We start from the raw sequence: 2,745 nt of genomic DNA, 5'->3' as shown, positions 1-2,745 counted from the left end.
GCGTAGTCCCCGCCGACACCGCCGTGGCCACCGGCGCCACCCGGGCCCCCGGCGCCGCCATAACCGCTGGAGTTGCCGCCCTGACCGCCGGCGCCACCCGCCGACCCGGCCGCGCCCGTCCCGCCGAGGCCGCCGGCGGCGCCGGCGCCACCGTCGCCGCCGTTGCCGAATAGCCACCCGCCGCGGCCCCCGGCTCCGCCGTTGCCGCTGTTGCCTCCAGTGGCGCCGGGCGCGCCGACGCCGCCGACGCCGCCGACGCCGCCGGCACCCCCGGTGGCGGTGCCCGAGCCGGTGCCGTTGATCTGGGCGTCGCCACCGACGCCACCGTTTCCGCCGACCGCGCCGACGCCGCCCGTGCCACCAGCGCCGCCGTTGCCGCCCGAAATGAACGAACTGGTGCCGTCGGTGACGGCGCCGCCGGCGCCACCATCGCCACCGGCCTGCCCGTAGGCGCCGTCCTGGCCGCTGGCACCGAGTCCGCCGAGACCGAACGCGCTGTCGCTACCGGCATTGCCGACGGCCGCCTGGCCACTCGGAGTGTTGACACCGGCGCCGCCGTCGCCGCCTCCGCCGGCTTGCCCGCCGGCACCGCCGGTGCCCCACATGCCGGCGCTGCCGCCGTGACCGCCGTTGCCGCCGTTGCCGCCGGCTTGACCTGTCATCCCGAGGGCACCCATGCCGCCGTTGCCGCCGGCTCCACCGGCACCGTAGAGCCAGCCGCCGGCTCCGCCATTGCCGCCGTTGCCCGCCGCGCCGGCCAGGCCGGCGCCGCCGGCCCCACCATTGCCCCATAGGCCGGCGGATCCGCCGTTGCCGCCGTCGGGGTGGGCCGCGGTACCGGCTCCGCCGTTGCCGCCGTTGCCGAACAACAGCCCGCCGGCTCCGCCGTCTTGGCCGGGTGCGCCGTTGGCGCCGTTGCCGACCAGCGGCCGGCCCACCAGAGCCTGCGTGGGGTCGTTGACCGCGGCGAGCAGCTGCTGCAGCTGCGAGGCCCCCGCCGTACCGTTCTGGCCGTCGGCGCCGGTCAGGCCCGCCGCACCGGGATGCCCATCCGGCCCCGCGGGGCCGGGTTGGCCGTGAAGTGCCAATATGCCGATACTTCGGCCGCCGTCACCGCCAGCGCCGCCGGCGCCGCTGCCGCCGGCGGCACCGCCGGCGCCGCCCACACCGTGCGAGCCCCCCACACCGGCCTGGCTGAAGAGTCCAGCGCCACCGCCGGCACCGCCGTTGCCACCGGCCCCGCCGGCCCCACCGACACCGCCGTTACCGCCGGCGCCACCGGAACCGCCGGAGCCGCCATACTCCGGACCCTCGTGGGATGCCCCTCCCACGATGGCGTCACCGCCTGTCCCGCCGGTGCCGCCGGTGGTGCCGGCGGCGGCCGCGCCGCCAACGCCACCATTGGCGCCGGCGCCGCCTTGGCCGCCGCCCCCGTAGAGCCATCCGCCGCGGCCGCCCGCGCCGCCGTTGCCGCCGGCACCGCCGGCGCCGCCGGTCACACCGTCGCCACCGGTACCGCCCATTCCGCCAGGGCCGCCGGCCGCGGTGTTGCCAAAGCCGTCGCTCGAGGCGCGCCCGCCGGGGCCGCCGTCCCCGCCGGGCGCACCGACGCCGCCCGCGCCGCCGTTGCCTCCGGCGCCCCCTGCCATGTCGGTCGACGAGCCGTTGAGGACGCCGCCGCCGGGGCCGCCCACACCGCCGGTCTGCCCGGCCACGCCGTCGCGGCCGGTGCCGCCGACGCCGCCATTGCCGGTGAAGTTGCCGGCGCCGGCCTTACCGGCCGTCGCCTGTCCGCTCGATGCGTTGACGCCGCTGCCGCCGTCACCGCCATCACCGGCTTGCCCACCGGCGCCGCCAGTGCCCCACAGGCCGGCATTGCCGCCCGCGCCGCCGTCACCACCGGCTCCGCCGGCTTGATTGGCCGCTCCGGCGGCACCGATCCCGCCGTTGCCGCCGGCCCCCCCGTTCCCGGACAGCCACCCACCGGCGCCGCCGTTACCACCGCGACCGCCGGCACCGGCCAAACCGGCCCCGCCCGCGCCGCCGTTGCCCCACAGCCCGGCCGATCCGCCATCACCGCCGTTGGGGTGTGACGCGGTACCGGCTCCGCCGGCCCCGCCGTTGCCGTACAACAGCCCGCCGGCCCCGCCGTTTTGCCCTGGTCCGCCATTGGCGCCGTTGCCGATCAGCGGGCGCCCCACTAGCAACTGGGTGGGCGCGTTGATCGTGTCGAGCACCAGCTGCAGCGGCGAGGCGTTAGCGGCTTCGGCGGCGGCATACCAGTGCGCACTCGTATTCAGCGACTGCACGAACTGCTCGTGAAAGGCCGCTGCCTGCGTGCTCAGCGATTGGTAGGCGTGCGCGTTGCCGGTGAACAGTGTGGCCACCGCCGCCGACACCTCGTCGGCGCCGGCGGCAACTAGCCCAGTGGTCGGTAATGCCGCTGCCGCGTTCGCCGAGAGCAGTGTCGAAGCGAGTTTCGCCAAGTCCTCCGCTGCCGCAGACACCGCCTCGGCACCCACGACTAGCAGAGGCATCAGCCACCCTCTCCATCTGCGCCGGATGCGCCCGTGGCCCCGGCAAGGCCGCTCGGCCCGGACGGGCCGTGTTGGCCGATGTAGGGCAGTCCACTGGCACTGCCGGGTTCGCCACCGGTACCGCCACCGCCGCCGCCTCCGGCGGCACCGCCGCTGCCGCCCAACCCGGCGGCGCCTGCGCCGCCGGCCTTGCCGAACAGTCCGCCGC

1 protein-coding gene and 1 pseudogene are annotated in these 2,745 nt (G+C 77.6%); both read right to left on the bottom strand.

Annotated features, from left to right (window positions below):
• The coding region (locus BST12_RS33945; RefSeq protein ID WP_083116509.1) for a PE family protein at positions 1 to 2,537 on the bottom strand (2,537 nt) is incomplete at its 3' end.
• Positions 2,537 to 2,745: pseudogene (locus BST12_RS32450) on the bottom strand (PE-PGRS family protein); the annotation flags it as partial. The pseudogene BST12_RS32450 and the gene BST12_RS33945, both read right to left, overlap by 1 nt.

Source organism: Mycobacterium angelicum, assembly GCF_002086155.1.
Taxonomy (GTDB): domain Bacteria; phylum Actinomycetota; class Actinomycetes; order Mycobacteriales; family Mycobacteriaceae; genus Mycobacterium; species Mycobacterium angelicum.
This window is presented reverse-complemented; position numbering and strand designations above follow the sequence as displayed.